Raw genomic sequence first — 16,429 nt, 5'->3', positions numbered from 1 at the left:
AGTGCTCCAGGTTTAAAGAGGGGTGTGCGTCAGTGGAAAACAGGCAAAACGGTCGTCAAGCAGCGGGTAGCTGGCGGCATACGGCAGTTCGAAGTGCCACCATTCACTGCTGATACCCACAAAACCGCCGCCGAACATGATGGCGTTCAACAGCAGACGGTTGCGCTGGGCGTGCGGCGGCACGGAGGGGTGATACGGATGCGATCGGTCATGCATTTCGTCAAAACCTGCCCCCATATCCAGCACGGCGTTATGTTCATCCATCAGGGTGACGTCGATGGCCGTACCGCGGCTGTGATTGGAGCCAATCGCCACGTCGACCACATATTCCGGGTTCGGGCAGGCATACCACAGCTGAGCCTGCGCCTGCTGCGGTCGATAGGCGTCGTAGACCACCAGCTTCAGCCCGGCCAGGGAGGCAATGCTGATGGCTTTTGCCAGCGCGGTGGCCGCGTCGCTATGCAGCAGGCACAGCGCCTCCTGATAGATCGGGCGGCCGGTGATGTTGTCGGCGGTGGCGTACTTCAGATCGATATGCAGCGTGGGAAACGTCTTCGCCACATCAATCAGTTCACTCTCTTCGGGCATAGCTCCGCTCCTTTAGCGTTCGAATTGACCAAACTCTTGTTGTAATTGTCGGTTGACCGCCAGTCGTGCCGGGAGCGCATCACCCAGCGCTTCCGCCACGCCCGACAGCAGCAGGTTGAACAGGCAGCTAACGGGGGCAAGTGAATCCCAGAAATGACCGGTATCGGTTTTCACCTGCAGTAAATCAATCGGGTAATCCCGCGCCCACGGGCACCAGATATCGGTGATTAAGGCCAGCGGAATGCCTTTCTCGCTGGCAACGCGGCAGTACTGGCGGGCCATCGAGGAGTAGGTGCGCGTGTCGGTCAGTACAACGTACGGGTGCGAAAACCCCGAGTTCAGGGATTCTACCCAGCTGCCGGACGCCCCCTCCGAATAGCTCACCCGCGGGCGGAGGTACTCTAGGTGGCTGAAGAAGGCGTTGGCAATCCCGCGCGTGGACTGGATCCCCAGCACAAACACCGCGTCAGCGTGGGCAAGGTTGTGCACCACCTGACGGAAGGCGTCCGTTTGCGCCAGCTGGTACACCTGCGTGATGGCATCCACTTCCAGCGACAGGGCATGCTGAAGGCGGCTGGAAAGGGGGCGCTGCTGCTGCCAGGAGTCCAGCCGCTCGTTCATGCCCCAGGGCTGATACGGATCGCGCAGGCTCTTTTTGGCATCTTCCAGGTTGCGATAGCCCAGCTTGCGCAGGAAGCGTCCGACGGTAATTCCGCTGGTCCCGCTCGCCTGACCCACGCTCTCAGCCGTTTCAAACGGGATTTGCGCGGCGTGCGCCAGCAGCCAGCTTCCGACCCGCTTTTCGCTGGGCGTGAGCTGGCTGAACGTCGCTTCGATACGGCTTAACATCTCAGGTTTCGTCGTCATACCGCCTCGCTGTTAACAGGCTGTCAATGGCTGAGTTTGTGTTACCTGGTTAACAATGCATGACGCGTGCCATGTTCACAGGGCGGGTTAAACCCGCTGTGCAGTAAACTTCATGCAATAATTGTTTAACCAATGATCAACATTTGTGCAGCGTAGTTCACTTTTGGTGCACTGTCTGACGCGGCAGGTATGAATTTGGTGAATACGTCAGTCTGTTCACATTTTTGATAAGATAGATGTACTGAGAACATAAAAGGGATCCCGGCATGGCAAATCTGCCCTGGCGAGTCAGCGTGCGCCTGATGACGCTTGCAAAGAAAATAGGGATGGTCGTAGGGATCGTACTGGTCGTCCTGCTGGCGGTTAGGGTCTATCTCTCGCAGCAGGGACCGGAACTGCACCTCTGGCATACCTGGCGGGCCGACGAGATGTCCGTGCGCGAGATGGATAACGCCAATTTTGCCGGGTATATCGCCCGGGAAAACACCATTTTCGCCGATCTTGATCGCGCGGTGACGGCGAAAACAGAGGGCGAGGAACGTTCGCCGTTAAACCGCTTCTATCGCCAGAGCCTGGTGTGGCCCGGTCAGTTTGCTCCCGATGCCAACCGCTCGTTTGTGCTGATGCCTGCCGGAAAGCCCCGCGGCGCGGTAGTGCTGCTGCACGGTTTGACGGACTCGCCTTACAGCGTCAGACGCCTTGCGGTGAACTATCAACAGCGCGGTTTTGTGGCGGTGGTCCCGCGCCTGCCCGGGCACGGCACCGCGCCCGGCGCGCTGACGGACGTTGACTGGGAGATGTGGCTGGCGGCGACGCGTCTTGCGGTGCGGGAAGCCACGCGTCTGGCGGGTGAGACAGTCCCTCTGCATCTGGTGGGCTACTCTAACGGTGGGGCGCTGGCGATGAAATATACCCTCGATGCGCTGGACGCGCCTGCGCTTCGTCGACCGCAGCAGGTGATACTGCTCTCACCGATGATCGGCGTGACGGCTTTTGCGCGCTTTGCCGGTTTCGCCGGGCTACCTGCGCTGCTGCCGGCGTTTGCCAAAGCGGCGTGGCTGAATATCGCGCCGGAATATAACCCGTATAAATATAACTCGTTCCCGGTGAACGCCGCGCGCCAGTCATGGCTGCTGACGAAGGCTCTTCAGGAGCAGATTGGCCGCGAGGCGCGGGAGCAACGGCTGGCACAGCTGCCGCCGGTGCTGGCGTTCCAGTCGGTGATGGATTCTACGGTCAGCACCCGCGCGGTGGTGACCGGCCTGTTTGACCAGCTTCCGGCAAACGGCAGCGAGCTGGTGGTGTTTGACATCAACCAGGCGGCGAGCTTCCGTCCGCTGTTCAAACCGTCGTCCTGGACGGCCACCTCGGCGCTGCTGCCGGTTGCGCAGAGACGTTACGGTGTCACGATTATTACCAATGCGGACGCACACAGCTTCTCGACGGTAGCGAAAATCACCCCGGCCGGCAGCACCCGGGAGACGGTCGTGCCGTTGGCGCAGGCCTGGCCGCAGGATGTCTATTCGCTGTCGCATGTTGCGGTGCCGTTCCCGCCGGATGACGATCTCTATGGCCGTGAGCCTGGGGTGAAAAACCGCTACGGCATCAGCCTGGGGACAATTGCGCTCTGGGGCGAAACCTCCGTATTGAGCGTCGGAAAAGAGGCGCTGATGCGGGTCACCTCGAACCCGTTTTATGACTATATGCAGGAGAGGATTAACAGCCGGATCGGGGACGGGGAAAAGTAACGTTCCCCTGTGGTGTGAATATGTTAGGTCGCATTGATTAAGTATGTTAAATAATAGCTTCAAGGCACCTCTCTTTCTCATTGGAACCTATTTTTGTGCTGACGACTCTGATTTACCGAAGCCAGTTGAATTTATCCCGCCCCTCCACCGAGCTGCGGGAGCTGGTGGATCGCGCCAGAGGCCGTAACGCAAAACTGAACATTACCGGTGTACTCCTTGCTAAAGGGAGCGACGTTCTGCAAATCCTGGAAGGGTCGGAAGAGAGTGTGGTTAAGCTTTTCCATACCATCCGTGAGGACAAGCGGCACAGTGGGGTGGTTGAACTGATGCGGGATTACGGCCCGCGCAGACGCTTCGAAAACGTCGGGATGTTGCTGTTCGATCTGCAGACTCAGTCGCCGAAAGAGGTGCTGCAGTCGGTTCTGCATTACAGCAAGCTGGACAGCTATCTCACCTCCGACGATCGGGTGTTCAAATTTATTCAGACGTTTATTATGGGCAAACGTCCGGCCCCGTCGGGCGGGCGCTACGTCCCTGAAAAATGGACGCTGTCACCCGAGGCGTTACCCTTTGGCGAACGCCTGGGGCTGATGGCCAACCAAACCTGTCAGTTCGCGCTCCAGCCCATCGTTGAGCCCTCGGAAGGGAAGATCAGCTCGCTGGAAGCCCTTATTCGCGGCAACGACGGCGGCAGTCCGGAGCACTTCTTCAGTACCCTCGACCCGGACAAACTCTACGAAGTCGATCTCCAGACGAAAGCGTATGCCTTTGCGCTGGCGGAAAAGCTGGGGATTGGCAGCCATAAAATTGCGGTCAATCTGCTGCCGATGTCGCTGGTGAATGTCCCCGACGCAGTGGAATTTCTGGTCGATCAGATTAAAAAACATGGTCTTCAGCCGGAGCAGGTGGTGATCGAAATCACTGAAAACGAGATGATCTCCGGACTTAACCAGTTCAACAGCGCCATTAAGCAGCTTCGCGGCGAGGGTGTGGGTCTGGCGATCGATGATTTTGGTTCCGGCTATGCCGGTCTTTCGCTGCTGACCCGCTTCCAGCCGGATAAAATTAAGATTGACAGGGAGATAGTCAGCGATATCCACCTCAGCGGCCCGAAGCAGGCGATTGTGCGCTCCATCGTCAGCTGTTGCTCCGATCTCGAAATTACCCTGGTGGCCGAAGGGATCGAGAAGATAGAGGAGTGGTGCTGGCTCGAGTCTGCCGGTATCCGCCGTTTCCAGGGCTTTCTGTTTGCCCGTCCGCAGATTAACGGCGTCGGTGATATTCACTGGCCGCATCTGGTGCGTTAAGCCAAATTTCCTTCCCGTTATTTCCCCTTCGCCCTGCCTGTGCTTAAATAGCTAAAACGGTTTAACATAGTTTAGCTGAGAGGGTTACATGAAAAAAATCTGGGTACTTGGCGATGCGGTAGTGGATTTGCTGCCTGATGGAGAAGGCAGATTACTGCAGTGTCCCGGCGGCGCACCCGCAAACGTTGCGGTCGGCATTGCCCGGCTGGGCGGCCAGAGCGCCTTTATCGGCAGGGTTGGCGACGATCCTTTCGGACGTTTTATGTCTAAGACATTAGCCGACGAGCGGGTTGACGTGAAGCATATGCGCCTTGATCCGGCGCACCGCACCTCAACGGTGGTGGTCGATCTGGATGACCACGGCGAACGCTCGTTTACCTTTATGGTGCGCCCGAGCGCCGATCTGTTTCTGGAACCTGCCGATCTGCCGACGTTCAGCGCCGGAGAGTGGCTGCACGTCTGTTCCATCGCGTTAAGCGCAGAGCCGAGCCGTTCCGCGACGTTTGAGGCGATGACCGCCATTCGCAAGGCGGGCGGCTACGTCAGCTTCGACCCCAATATTCGCCCGGACCTCTGGCCGGATGAGAACGCGCTGCGCCGCTGTCTGGAGCAGGCCCTGCAGAGCGCAGACGTGGTGAAACTCTCTGTCGAAGAGCTGGCATTTTTAACCGGCGATGTGCCGGTAAGCGTCGGTCTGAACGCGCTGATGGCGCGCTGCCCGGCGCGTCTGGTGCTGGTCACCCAGGGAAAAGAGGGGGTGATCGCCTGGCATGACGGCACCGTGAAACACTATCCGGCAACCCCCGTTCAGTGTGTTGATACGACCGGAGCGGGCGATGCCTTCGTCGCCGGACTGCTCTACGGCCTGGCTGCCGGGCAGGACCTGACGCCCGTCATCGCCTTAGCCCAGCGCTGCGGCGCGTTAGCCACTACCGCCAAAGGAGCAATGACCGCATTGCCCTGGCAGCACGATCTGTAATTCCTTCCTTCACTGGCCGCCATCCGGCGGCCTGAATTGTCGCCTCGATCACACTTACTAAAACGGTTTAGCAAAAAAGATTGCCGATCCAAAATTCAGAGGTTTAGTATCAGCAACCTAAACCGGTTTAGCAATTTAGCACGTTTAATGACTTCTTTTAGGGATGCGACAAAATGTATAAAAAACGCAGACTTGCCGTGATGATAGGCATGCTGGCCGGAAGTACCTCTGTTTTTGCCCAGACGGATATGACAAGTATCGAAGCGCGTCTTGCCGCGATGGAGCAGCGACTCCAGGCTGCGGAAACGCGTGCGCAGGTGGCTGAGAAGCGCGCCACCGATGCAGAACAAAAAACGCAGCAGCTGGTTGCCGCCCAGCAGCAGACGCAAACCACAACCCAGGCGGTGGCGCAGCGCACCACCGCGCTGGAGAAGAAGGCGGATCAAAGCAGCGGATTTGAGTTCCACGGCTACGCCCGTTCGGGCCTGCTGATGAACGATGCGGCCTCCAGCAGCAAAAGCGGTCCTTATCTGACCCCGGCCGGTGAAACCGGCGGTGCGGTAGGGCGTCTGGGTAACGAAGCAGACACCTACGTTGAGCTGAACCTGGAGCACAAGCAAACCCTGGACAACGGGGCGACTACGCGCTTCAAAGCGATGCTCGCCGACGGTCAGAGAACCTATAACGACTGGTCAGCCGACACCAGCGATCTCAATATTCGCCAGGCCTTCGCGGAGCTGGGCAATCTGCCTGATTTTACCGGCGCGCTGAAGGGCAGCACCTTCTGGGCGGGTAAACGCTTTGACCGCGACAACTTTGACATTCACTGGCTGGATTCCGACGTGGTGTTCCTCGCCGGTACCGGCGGCGGCGTCTATGACGTGAAGTGGAACGATTCGCTGCGCAGCAACTTCTCGATCTACGGCCGCAACTTCGGCAGCGTGGAGCAGACCGACAATAACGTTCAGAACTATATCCTCAGCATGAACCACTTCGCCGGACCGTTCCAGCTGATGGTGAGCGGCCTGCGTGCGAAGGATAACGACGACCGTAAAGATACCAACGGCGATCTCATCAAAACTGACGCTGCGAATACCGGCGTTCATGCACTGGTCGGGTTGCACAACGAGAGCTTCTACGGCCTGCGGGAAGGGACCGCCAAAACGGCGCTGCTGTACGGTCACGGGCTGGGTGCGGAAGTGAAAAGCATCGGCTCCGACGGCGCGCTGCTGCCTGAGGCGGATACCTGGCGCTTCGCAAGTTACGGTGTCACGCCAATCGGCGGTGGCTGGAGCGTTGCGCCCGCCGTGCTGGCGCAGAGCAGTAAAGATCGCTACGTCAAGGGCGACAGCTATGAGTGGGTGACGCTCAACACCCGTCTGATTAAAGAGGTGACGCAGAACTTCGCCCTGGCGTTTGAGGGAAGCTATCAGTACATGGATTTAAATCCGGAAGGCTATAAGGACCGCAACGCCGTTAACGGCAGTTTCTACAAGCTGACCTTTGCGCCGACGTTAAAAGCGAGCAAAATCGGCGATTTCTTCAGCCGTCCGGAGCTTCGTCTGTTTGCCACCTGGATGGACTGGAGCAGCAAACTGGATCATTACGCCAGCGATGATGCCTTTGGCAGCAGCGGCTTCAACGCCGGCGGGGAATGGAACTTTGGGGTCCAGATGGAAACCTGGTTTTAACCCATCACGCTCCCGCCTGGCGGGAGCGTTTCGCACATCATAAAAAAGAAGTCAGGCAGAGGTATCTATGGATTTTAATCAAATCGCCCGCGAGCTCATTCCGCTGCTCGGTGGCAAGGAAAATATCGCCAGCGCGGCGCACTGCGCAACGCGTCTTCGTCTGGTGCTGGTTGATGACGCGCTTGCCGATCAGCAGGCGATCGGCAAGGTCGACGGCGTAAAAGGCTGTTTTCGTAACGCCGGGCAGATGCAGGTGATTTTTGGCACGGGCGTGGTCAACAAGGTTTACGCCGCGTTTATTCAGGCGGCGGGGATTAGCGAATCCAGTAAGTCTGAGGCCGCGGATCTGGCGGCGCGCAAGCTGAACCCGTTCCAGCGCATTGCCCGTCTGCTCTCCAATATCTTTGTCCCGATCATTCCCGCGATTGTGGCATCCGGTCTGCTGATGGGCCTGCTCGGCATGGTGAAAACCTACGGCTGGGTCAATGCGGATAACGCCATCTACATCATGCTGGACATGTGTAGCTCCGCGGCGTTTATCATTCTGCCTATTCTGATTGGTTTTACCGCCGCGCGGGAATTTGGCGGCAACCCGTATCTCGGCGCGACGCTGGGCGGCATTCTGACGCACCCGGCGCTGACCAACGCCTGGGGCGTGGCCTCCGGCTTCCACACCATGAACTTCTTCGGTCTTGAGATCGCGATGATTGGCTATCAGGGCACGGTATTCCCGGTGCTGCTGGCCGTCTGGTTCATGAGCATCGTAGAGAAAAACCTGCGCCGCGCGATCCCGGACGCGTTAGACCTGATCCTGACGCCGTTCCTCACCGTCGTTATCTCCGGCTTTATCGCCCTGCTGATTATCGGCCCGGCGGGGCGCGCCTTAGGGGATGGTATCTCCTTCGTTCTGAGCACGCTGATCGCCCACGCGGGCTGGCTGGCCGGGCTGTTGTTCGGCGGGCTTTACTCGGTGATTGTGATCACCGGTATTCACCACAGCTTCCACGCGATCGAAGCCGGGCTGCTGGGTAACCCGTCGATTGGCGTGAACTTCCTGCTGCCTATCTGGGCCATGGCGAACGTGGCGCAGGGCGGCGCCTGTCTGGCGGTGTGGTTCAAAACCAAAGATGCCAAAATCAAAGCCATTACCTTACCGTCGGCGTTTTCTGCAATGCTGGGCATCACCGAAGCGGCCATTTTTGGTATCAACCTGCGCTTCGTGAAACCGTTTATCGCCGCGCTGATTGGCGGCGCGGTGGGCGGGGCCTGGGTGGTCTCAGTCCATGTCTACATGACCGCCGTTGGGTTAACCGCTATTCCGGGGATGGCCATCGTGCAGGCCAGCTCGCTGCTCAACTATATTATCGGTATGGTGATTGCCTTCGGCGTGGCGTTTACCGTTTCACTGCTGCTGAAATATAAAACGGACTCTGAATAATGACGTTACCTTCCCGCTGGCCTGCAATCCTGCAGGCCGTTATGAAAGGTCAGCCGCGGGCGCAGGCGGATAGCCACTATCCGCAGTGGCACCCCGCGCCGGTGACGGGGCTGATGAACGATCCCAACGGGTTTATCTGGTTTGCCGGCCGCTACCACCTGTTCTATCAGTGGAACCCGCTGGACTGCGAGCATCGGTTTAAATGCTGGGGGCACTGGAGCTCTGCGGACCTGGTGCACTGGCGGCACGAGCCGCTGGCGCTGATGCCCGACGAAGCGTATGACCGCAACGGCTGCTACTCCGGTAGCGCCGTGGATAACCAGGGCGTCCTGACCCTGTGCTACACCGGCAACGTCAAGTTTGATGACGGCAGCCGCACGGCCTGGCAGTGCCTCGCCGTGGAACAGCCGGACGGGACCTTTAAGAAGCTGGGTCCTGTGCTGGCGCTGCCGGAAGGCTACACCGGCCACGTGCGCGACCCGAAGGTGTGGCAGCACGACGGGGAGTGGTACATGGTGCTCGGCGCGCAGGATGTGCAAAAGCGCGGCAAGGTGCTGCTGTTTAAATCAGCCGATTTGCACGCCTGGGCGTCCTGCGGGGAAATCGCCGGTCACGGGGTCAACGGCCTGACGGATGCGGGGTATATGTGGGAGTGTCCGGACCTGTTCGCGCTCGACGGAACGCACATCCTGATCAGCTGTCCGCAGGGGCTGGCGCGCGAGCCGCATCGCTATCTTAACACCTATCCGGCTACCTGGATGAGCGGGGCGTTTGACTATGCAAACGCCGCATTCGATCACGGCGATCTGCACGAGCTGGACGCGGGCTTTGAGTTTTACGCTCCGCAAACGACGCTGGCGGAAGACGGGCGACGCATTTTGATCGGCTGGATGGGCGTACCGGACGGGGAAGAGATGCTTCAGCCAACCCGGGCGCACGGCTGGATGCACCAGATGACCTGCCCGCGTGAATTACGCTATCGCGACGGCAGGCTCTGGCAGACCCCGGCGCGCGAGCTGGCGGCGCTGCGCGAAGATGAGCAACGCTGGCAGGGACGCGCCAGCGAGGCGCCAGGCCTGGACGCGACGCGCCTGGAGTTTGAGCTGAGCGCATCGCAGGTGAATGTCGATTTTGGCGGCGCGCTGCGCCTCACGGTCGATGAGCAGGGTATACGGCTTGAACGCGCGAGCCTGAAAACCGGTGAAACGTTGACCCGCTACTGGCAGGGCGACGTCACTCATTTGCGCGTTCTGTGCGACCGCTCCAGCGTTGAAATCTTCATCAATCACGGTGAAGGGGTGATGAGCAGCCGCTATTTTCCTGACCATCCGGCCCGGGTGCGATTCGAAGGTGCGTCCGATATCACATTACGCTACTGGTCGCTGCGCGCCTGCATGATAGAATGAGGGTTTTGGCAGCCGGATCTAAGTCGTTGTGAGAAAAACAAAACGCGTCACCATTAAAGACATCGCGGAGCTGGCGGGTGTGTCAAAAGCCACCGCCAGCCTGGTCCTGAACGGGCGCAGCAAAGAGCTCCGCGTGGCGGAAGAGACGCGCGAGCGCGTGCTGGCGATTGCAAAAGAGCACCACTATCAGCCCAGCATTCACGCCCGGTCGCTGCGCGATAACCGCAGCCACACCGTTGGTCTGGTGGTCCCGGAAATCACCAACTACGGTTTTGCCGTCTTTTCTCACGAGCTGGAAACGCTGTGCCGCGAGGCGGGCGTTCAGCTGCTGATCTCCTGCAGCGATGAAAACCCGGGGCAGGAGACGGTGGTGGTGAACAACATGGTGGCACGTCAGGTGGACGGGCTGATTGTTGCCTCCAGCATGCTTAACGATGCGGACTACCACAAGCTGAGCGAGCAGCTGCCCATTGTTCTATTTGACCGCCACATCAACGACAGCGCGCTGCCGCTGGTCATCACCGATTCCATTACCCCAACGGCGGAACTGGTGGCCGACATTGCGCGCCAGCATCCTGATGAGTTCTACTTCCTCGGCGGGCAGCCCCGTCTATCCCCGACGCGTGACCGTCTGGAAGGGTTTAAGCAAGGGCTGCGTGATGCCGGTGTGGAACTGCGCCCCGAGTGGATCATTCACGGCAACTATCACCCGAGCTCCGGGTACGAGATGTTTGCTGAACTCTGCGCCCGTCTGGGTCGTCCGCCGAAAGCGCTGTTCGCCGCCGCCTGCGGGCTGCTGGAAGGGGTGCTGCGCTATATGGGCCAACATAACCTGTTGCAAAGTGATATCAGGTTAGCCAGTTTTGACGATCACTATCTCTACGATTCGCTGACGATCCCCGTGGATACCATTCGCCAGGATAACCGTCAGCTGGCGTGGCACTGCTTTGATTTGATTAGTAAATTGATTGAGGGCGAGACCCCGGAACCGCTGCAGCGGAAACTGGATGCTACCCCGCAGCGACGCTATAAGTCAGCGAAATAGCCCGACTTGATACTTCAATAACTTTAATTAATTTAAGTTTTGGAACGGCCGATAACCATAAGGAATAATTTTCCTTGAGGTATTGGTTTATGTCGTTGAAAAAGTCGTCCCTGATCGTCCTGTTCTCACTGCTTTTCTTCTTTGTTGTCAGCACTGTGACCAGCGTTGGCCTCATCATTAAAAGTAATAATTCCCTGGATAACGTCAACAAAGAGATCCAGGTTGTGCTGTCCATTATTGACCCTATCAACCATAGCCGTACGCTGCGCGTTCGGGTGATGGAGTATGTGAAGATGGTGGAAGCGGGCAGCTCGGCGGACGGGGCTGCAAAGCTAACCGCCGTGAAAGAGGCGCTGACCAAAGCGGACCACGCCTTTGCGGCCTTTATGGCCTCGCCGCGTCTGACGGATGAAGCGCCGCTGGTGACTGCCTATCAGGATGCCTGGCAAAACTACCGCAACCAGGGACTGGCGCCGCTGATCGATGCCGCCGAGGCGCACGATGTCGCCAAATTTAACGCGCTGATCCCGGAAGTCTCCCGTCTTGACCGTCAGTACGAGATCGTTCTTGACCAGGTCCTTTCCGTCCACCAGAAATACGCCAAAAGCCTGAACGAAGATGCGAGCAGTAACTTCGTCTCTGGCCTGGCGATCATTGCCGCTATCGCCAGCCTGTTTGTGGTGGTGATTGTCGCCGTCAGCCTGCTGATGAAGCGCTTTGTCTTTGCCCCGGTAAACCTGGCGCGCGAGCACTGCAGCCAGATTGCTGCGGGCAAGCTGGACATTCCGGTGCCGGTCAAGGAGAGCGCACATAACGAAATCGATCATCTCATGAGCTCGATGGAGCTGATGCGTCAGGCACTGCTTGCTACCATCGCCCAGGTGCGCGATGCGAGCCATACCGTAACGCACGCGGCGCAGGAGATTGCCTCCGGGAATATCGACCTGGCGTCACGTACCGAACAGCAGGCTTCAGCGTTAACCCAGACGGCGGCCAGCATGGAAGAGCTGAGCGCGACGGTGGCGAACAATACCGACAACGTTTACCAGGCCGGAAAACTGGTGCAGGACGCGGTGAAAAATGCCCACACCGGCGAAGCGGTAACCCGCGAAGTCATCGACACAATGAATACCATCGCAGCGAACTCGAAGCGAATCGAAGACATTACCAGCGTGATTAACAGCATAGCCTTCCAGACCAATATTCTGGCGCTGAACGCGGCGGTTGAAGCGGCGCGCGCCGGTACGCAGGGGCGCGGCTTTGCGGTCGTGGCCAGCGAGGTACGCACCCTCGCGCAGAAAAGCGCGGTGGCGGCCAAGGACATCGAGAGCCTGATTGCGCAGTCGGTTTCCAGCGTGAAAAACGGTGCGGAACTGGTCAGCCGTTCGGGCGAGGTGATTGACTCGATTATTTCATCGGTGAATAAAGTGAATACGCTGATGGAGCAGATCTCCGTCGCCTCTGAAGAGCAGAGCCGCGGGATTAGTCAAGTCGGGCAGGCGGTGACCGAGATGGATGGCGTGACCCAGCAGAACGCCGCGCTGGTGCAGCAGTCCGCGGCAGCAGCGGCCTCGCTGGAAGAGCAGGCGCAGCAGCTTTCGCGGAGTATTTCGAGTTTTAGTTTGCCGGTGCAGGCGTAAGCCTTTGACATGTGCCCGGCGGCGCTTACGCTTGCGCGGGCCTACGGGTTTCGTAGGCCGGGTAAGCGTAAGCGCCGCCGGGCAATAACCGCGAATGTGCGGCCAGCGTAATTATTTCATTCATCCCAGCAATATTTCCCTCCCTCATCCGTCTACCTCATCACAAGCCATAATCACTTACTGTAAAAGAGGTAAACATCATGAGAGATTTTGATATGCACGGCAGAGGTCACGGGCGCGGATTTGGTCGCCACCGCATGGGTAAGGGCTTAGTCATCGGCGCGGTGATTTTCATCGTGCTCGGCCTGCTGGTGATGACCCTGTGGAACGCCTTACTCCCGGCCATCCTCGGCGTTAAGGCCATCGGATTCTGGCAGGCGCTGGGCATTCTGGTGCTGAGCCGCATTCTGTTTGGGGGTTTAGGTTTCCGCCCGGGGATGTTTGGCGCGCATCGCCGGATGCACGAGCGCTGGATGAACATGACGCCCGAGCAGCGCGAGGCGTTTATTCAGCAGCGTCGCGAAGGGTTTGGTCGCCACGGACGCGGCCACTGCGGCTGGCACGGTCATCGTGACGATAAGCGCGACGACGCCACGCCAAAAGCGCCGGAAGCAGAGTGAGCGAAATGAAAGCCGGGGAGGCGGGCGGATCCATGCTGATGTCGGCGCTTAATGCCTGCCGCGCCCGGCTGAAAGCCTTCATTCGCGGACGGACCACCGTTCGCGATGATGCCGACGACATTTTGCAGGAAGTGACGTATCAGTTGATGAAAGTGGAACAGCCGGTCGAAAATGTCGCTGCCTGGCTGTTCCGCGCGGCGCGTAACGAGATGACCGACCGGGCGCGTAAAAAGCGCGAGGTCTCACTCTCCGGCTATTTTACGGGCGAAGACGAAGAGGGTTTCCCGGAAGACGAGCTGGCCGAAACCCTGTTCGGCGTACCGCACACGCCGGAAGAGGAGTACCTTAAAACGCTGCTGTGGGAAGAGCTGGGGCAGGCGCTGTCTGAACTTCCACCGCCGCAGAGGGAGGTGTTTGAAAAGACCGAACTCCACGGCTACAGCATTAAAATGCTGGCAGAGGAGACGGGCGCCAGCGAACAGGCGCTGTTATCCCGCAAGCACAAGGCGGTGTTGTTTCTGCGCACGCGGCTGCGGGACGTCTACGACGCGCTGACGGGCGAATAGCGGTGGCAGACAAAACCTTACACTTCCGACACTTGTAGATTCATCACTATCGTTTATGATCGGGGCGTCTTGTTACTCTGGAATGTTATGCGCAACCGTCAGCTCCTCGGAAAATGGCTTTTGATCGTCACCTGTCTCGCGATGGCGCTTTGCCTCGTGCAGCGTGCGGTGATGCTCAACCATTTTTTACAGGGACTGGATCCGCAAATTTCTCTGAGCGCAGATGCCCCGGCTCAAAGCAGCAGCACCGAACAGCCCGGCCCGTCGCCTTGTCAACTTGGCGCACACTCGCTGCTCTGCGCCCAGCCGCTGTTCTTCGACGGCGCGCTACCGGCCATTATCATCTTCTTCGCGCTGCTGCAGCTGTTTACGCAAGGGCGGGCATTGGCTCCCGCAGAACAGCCCGTACAGGCGCCGCCTCCCCGAATACACCTTAAAAACTGCGTTTTTCGTGAATGAAAATCATCGTCCTCACACGATAATTTTCACTGTTCACGGAGTAAAACATGGTTAACCTCTTCAGGGGATTCGTCTTCCTGTGGCTGTCCTGCATTGGCATTGTCCATGCGGCGGACACAGGCTGGCAGGTTTCCCCACAAAACGATCACGCCCGCATCCGCTTTCAGGCGGAGAGGGAACAAACGCACATTAAAGGCCTGCTCACCGTTGAGCTGAAGCCCGGCTGGAAAACCTACTGGCGATCGCCGGGCGAGGGCGGCGTGGCGCCGAAAATCAGCTGGCCGGAAGGCGTGACGGATAGCTGGTCCTGGCCGGTCCCGTCGCGCTTCGATATCTCCGGCATGACGACGCAGGGATATCACGATAAGGTCACTATCCCGATCGCGCTCGACGGGGTGAAGGGTGACGCGCTCGACGGGACGCTCACGCTCTCGACGTGCAGTAACGTCTGCCTGCTGACGGACTACCCGCTGCGCCTCGATTTTACCCAGCCGGTGGATGAGGGCTTCCGTAGCGAGTTCGAGCAGGCGATGCTCACCGTGCCCGGAACGTCTGGCGTATCCACGGATCTTTCCGCCTGGCTCTCTGGCGACAAGCTGGTGATTACCGGCACGACGGACGGGAGGTGGGATAATCCGGGGATCTACTTTGACCCGCTGGAGGGTGACATTCTTCCCGGCGAGCCGGTCATTAAACACGACGGCAATACCCTTCGGGTGACGGTTCCCGTGACCGACGAATGGGGTGATAAACCCGCCTCGCTGGAAGGCAAAACGCTGTCGTTTGTGCTGACCAGTGGCGGTCACGCGCAGCAAACCACCATGACCGTTGGCGAGACGCCAGCTACGCATTCTGCGCCTGAAGGGACGGGTAAAATGGTGCTCTTTGCGCTGCTGGGCGGGCTGATCCTCAACCTGATGCCCTGCGTGCTCCCGGTTATGGGGATGAAGCTTAATAGCATCCTGCTGGCGGGATCGGACAGGCGCGCGATCAGGCTACGCTTCTTGGCCACCAGCGCCGGGATCCTCACCTCCTTTATGCTGCTGGCGGGGATGGTGACCGCGCTGAAGCTGGCCGGAGCGTCGCTGGGGTGGGGCATTCAGTTCCAGAACCCGTGGTTTATTGGCCTGATGGTCGCCGTCACCTTCCTGTTTGCGCTGAACCTGTTTGGCGTGTTTGAGATGCTGCTGCCTTCCGCCGCCACGGGACGGCTGGCTACGGCAGGGGGATCGGGGATTGGCGGCAGCTTCTGCGAAGGGATGTTCGCCACGCTGCTGGCAACGCCGTGCTCCGCGCCGTTCCTCGGTACCGCGGTCGCCTTTGCCCTTGGCGCGCCGCTGCACTCCCTGTGGCTCATCTTCCTGATGCTTGGCGTGGGCATGAGCCTGCCGTGGCTGTTTGTCGCCCTGGTGCCCAAAACGGCCCTGCTGCTGCCGAAACCCGGCCGCTGGATGAACACGCTCAAAGTCATCCTGGGCCTGATGATGCTGGCCTCCAGCCTTTGGCTGGCAACATTGTTGAGCGTGCATCTCGGCGAGTCGGTCAGCCAGATCGTGATGCTGGTGCTGATCGCCGTCGCGCTGGCGCTGTTCGCGCTGAAGGGGCAAAAATCCTCACCGCTGTTCTGGCTCGTGGTCATCGTGCTGTCGGCGTTCGGCGGGTATCAGGCTCGCGGGCTGCTTAACGCGCCGTCTGACGCCGTGGCGCAAAATACCGCGCAGACCATCCCGTGGCAGCCGCTCAGCGAAGAAGCCATCCAGCAGGCGCTGGCGCAGGGAAAACGGGTGTTTGTGGATATCTCGGCGGACTGGTGCGTAACCTGCAAAGTTAACGAGCATCGGGTGCTGAATCAGCCGGACGTTATTGCCGCGCTGCGCCAGCCGGACGTGGTGGCCCTGCGCGGAGACTGGAGCCAGCCGTCCGCGTTTATTGCGGAGTTTCTGGCGAAGCGAAACCGTTACGCCATTCCGTTTAACGCAGCGTATGGCCCCGGTCTGCCCGAGGGGGAAATCCTCTCGCCGCTGCTGGACAAGCGCACCCTGGTCACCACCCTGAACAACGCAAAAGGCTAAACG

Annotated in this window: 14 protein-coding genes; 12 read left to right on the top strand and 2 right to left on the bottom strand. The window is 59.2% G+C overall.

Going from position 1 to position 16,429, the window contains the following annotated elements; genetic code table 11:
- Positions 1–12: 12 nt before the first annotated feature.
- Positions 13–588, bottom strand: a complete 576-nt coding sequence (ddpX, locus tag KIF87_RS00685; RefSeq protein ID WP_213327580.1) for a D-alanyl-D-alanine dipeptidase — start codon at positions 586–588, stop codon at positions 13–15.
- Positions 589–600: 12 nt separating this feature from the next.
- Positions 601–1,455 carry a MurR/RpiR family transcriptional regulator gene (locus tag KIF87_RS00680; protein ID WP_063142718.1) on the bottom strand — a complete coding sequence of 285 codons (855 nt, stop codon included), beginning with the start codon at positions 1,453–1,455 and terminating at the stop codon, positions 601–603.
- A 266-nt stretch (positions 1,456–1,721) separates the two neighbouring features.
- Here KIF87_RS00680 and KIF87_RS00675 point away from each other — a divergent pair, with 266 nt between their 5' ends.
- The 12 genes from KIF87_RS00675 to KIF87_RS00620 all read left to right on the top strand — a co-directional run bounded on the left by KIF87_RS00675 (position 1,722) and on the right by KIF87_RS00620 (position 16,426).
- Positions 1,722–3,203 carry an alpha/beta hydrolase gene (locus tag KIF87_RS00675; protein WP_213327579.1) on the top strand — a complete coding sequence of 494 codons (1,482 nt, stop codon included), beginning with the start codon at positions 1,722–1,724 and terminating at the stop codon, positions 3,201–3,203.
- Between the two features lie 95 nt (positions 3,204–3,298).
- Entirely contained in the window at positions 3,299–4,510 is a 1,212-nt protein-coding gene (locus tag KIF87_RS00670) for a diguanylate phosphodiesterase (protein WP_213327578.1), read from the top strand.
- An 88-nt stretch (positions 4,511–4,598) separates the two neighbouring features.
- Complete coding sequence (gene cscK / locus KIF87_RS00665; protein WP_213327577.1) at positions 4,599–5,489, top strand: fructokinase; 891 nt, start codon at positions 4,599–4,601, stop codon at positions 5,487–5,489.
- A gap of 173 nt (positions 5,490–5,662) precedes the next feature.
- Positions 5,663–7,180, top strand: coding sequence for a carbohydrate porin (locus KIF87_RS00660; protein ID WP_038417486.1), 1,518 nt, complete (start codon positions 5,663–5,665; stop codon positions 7,178–7,180).
- Between the two features lie 67 nt (positions 7,181–7,247).
- Positions 7,248–8,618 (top strand): sucrose-specific PTS transporter subunit IIBC, encoded by a 1,371-nt coding sequence (locus tag KIF87_RS00655; RefSeq protein ID WP_024909534.1) that lies wholly within the window; start codon positions 7,248–7,250, stop codon positions 8,616–8,618.
- On the top strand, positions 8,618–10,024 hold the full coding sequence (locus KIF87_RS00650) for a sucrose-6-phosphate hydrolase (protein WP_213327576.1): 1,407 nt from the start codon (positions 8,618–8,620) through the stop codon (positions 10,022–10,024). The genes KIF87_RS00655 and KIF87_RS00650 overlap by 1 nt, the downstream gene beginning before the upstream one ends.
- Positions 10,025–10,052: 28 nt before the next feature.
- The gene (locus KIF87_RS00645) at positions 10,053–11,069 is read left to right on the top strand and encodes a LacI family DNA-binding transcriptional regulator (RefSeq protein WP_213327575.1); all 1,017 of its coding nucleotides are present in this window, start codon (positions 10,053–10,055) and stop codon (positions 11,067–11,069) included.
- A gap of 89 nt (positions 11,070–11,158) precedes the next feature.
- The gene (locus tag KIF87_RS00640; protein WP_213327574.1) at positions 11,159–12,709 is read left to right on the top strand and encodes a methyl-accepting chemotaxis protein; all 1,551 of its coding nucleotides are present in this window, start codon (positions 11,159–11,161) and stop codon (positions 12,707–12,709) included.
- 200 nt (positions 12,710–12,909) lie between these two features.
- The gene (locus KIF87_RS00635) at positions 12,910–13,329 is read left to right on the top strand and encodes a hypothetical protein (protein ID WP_024909528.1); all 420 of its coding nucleotides are present in this window, start codon (positions 12,910–12,912) and stop codon (positions 13,327–13,329) included.
- A gap of 5 nt (positions 13,330–13,334) precedes the next feature.
- Positions 13,335–13,895, top strand: coding sequence for an RNA polymerase sigma factor (locus KIF87_RS00630; RefSeq protein WP_213328006.1), 561 nt, complete (start codon positions 13,335–13,337; stop codon positions 13,893–13,895).
- 87 nt (positions 13,896–13,982) lie between these two features.
- The gene (locus KIF87_RS00625; RefSeq protein WP_045356147.1) at positions 13,983–14,354 is read left to right on the top strand and encodes a hypothetical protein; all 372 of its coding nucleotides are present in this window, start codon (positions 13,983–13,985) and stop codon (positions 14,352–14,354) included.
- Between the two features lie 47 nt (positions 14,355–14,401).
- Positions 14,402–16,426, top strand: coding sequence for a protein-disulfide reductase DsbD family protein (locus KIF87_RS00620; RefSeq protein WP_213327573.1), 2,025 nt, complete (start codon positions 14,402–14,404; stop codon positions 16,424–16,426).
- The last annotated feature ends 3 nt before the right edge of the window (positions 16,427–16,429 follow it).

Origin of the sequence: Enterobacter sp. 120016 (genome assembly GCF_018383635.1) — a bacterium.
Lineage (GTDB): Bacteria > Pseudomonadota > Gammaproteobacteria > Enterobacterales > Enterobacteriaceae > Enterobacter > Enterobacter asburiae_D.
This window is presented reverse-complemented; position numbering and strand designations above follow the sequence as displayed.

What these genes read in the sequence shown, in the direction of transcription:
- KIF87_RS00620 (WP_213327573.1), top strand. Translation starts at nt 14,402, where the DNA reads ATGGTTAACCTCTTCAGGGGATTCGTCTTCCTGTGGCTGTCCTGCATT.
- KIF87_RS00640 (WP_213327574.1), top strand. Translation starts at nt 11,159, where the DNA reads ATGTCGTTGAAAAAGTCGTCCCTGATCGTCCTGTTCTCACTGCTTTTC.
- KIF87_RS00625 (WP_045356147.1), top strand. Translation starts at nt 13,983, where the DNA reads ATGCGCAACCGTCAGCTCCTCGGAAAATGGCTTTTGATCGTCACCTGT.
- KIF87_RS00635 (WP_024909528.1), top strand. Translation starts at nt 12,910, where the DNA reads ATGAGAGATTTTGATATGCACGGCAGAGGTCACGGGCGCGGATTTGGT.
- KIF87_RS00650 (WP_213327576.1), top strand. Translation starts at nt 8,618, where the DNA reads ATGACGTTACCTTCCCGCTGGCCTGCAATCCTGCAGGCCGTTATGAAA.
- KIF87_RS00655 (WP_024909534.1), top strand. Translation starts at nt 7,248, where the DNA reads ATGGATTTTAATCAAATCGCCCGCGAGCTCATTCCGCTGCTCGGTGGC.
- KIF87_RS00675 (WP_213327579.1), top strand. Translation starts at nt 1,722, where the DNA reads ATGGCAAATCTGCCCTGGCGAGTCAGCGTGCGCCTGATGACGCTTGCA.
- KIF87_RS00680 (WP_063142718.1), bottom strand. Translation starts at nt 1,455, where the DNA reads ATGACGACGAAACCTGAGATGTTAAGCCGTATCGAAGCGACGTTCAGC.
- KIF87_RS00630 (WP_213328006.1), top strand. Translation starts at nt 13,335, where the DNA reads ATGAAAGCCGGGGAGGCGGGCGGATCCATGCTGATGTCGGCGCTTAAT.
- ddpX (WP_213327580.1), bottom strand. Translation starts at nt 588, where the DNA reads ATGCCCGAAGAGAGTGAACTGATTGATGTGGCGAAGACGTTTCCCACG.
- KIF87_RS00660 (WP_038417486.1), top strand. Translation starts at nt 5,663, where the DNA reads ATGTATAAAAAACGCAGACTTGCCGTGATGATAGGCATGCTGGCCGGA.
- cscK (WP_213327577.1), top strand. Translation starts at nt 4,599, where the DNA reads ATGAAAAAAATCTGGGTACTTGGCGATGCGGTAGTGGATTTGCTGCCT.